The sequence below is a fragment of the Vibrio sp. OPT46 genome, from assembly GCF_015163535.1.
GTDB classification, from domain to species: Bacteria; Pseudomonadota; Gammaproteobacteria; order Enterobacterales; family Vibrionaceae; genus Vibrio; species Vibrio alginolyticus.
This window is the reverse complement of record NZ_JADDYG010000725.1, coordinates 16,055-16,304: the sequence shown is the minus strand read 5'-3', so window position 1 is coordinate 16,304 and position 250 is coordinate 16,055. Positions and strand designations below refer to the sequence as shown.

The following is a 250-nucleotide window of genomic DNA, read 5'->3' as shown; positions in this document are numbered from 1 at the left end:
CTCAAGCGTCTGATATTGAGGGAGATGGTCTGACTGCTAGCGATTTGAGTGTAGATGGAAACGCAACCGTCACAGCGAACGACGATGGCAGCTTCACGATTACGCCAGATGCGGACTTTAATGGTGACATTGATATCCAATTCAACATTACGGACGGCACAGACACTATCCAAGCAACGGCGGATCTAACGGTTAATCCGGTTAACGATCTTCCTGTTCCTCAAGACCAGCAGTTTAGTGTTGAAGAAGA

Annotated in this window: 1 protein-coding gene; it reads left to right on the top strand. The window is 47.6% G+C overall.

Features of this window, described 5'->3' with window-relative positions; genetic code table 11:
- The coding region (locus IQR33_RS34415; protein ID WP_228014151.1) for a cadherin-like domain-containing protein at positions 1-250 on the top strand (250 nt) is incomplete at both ends.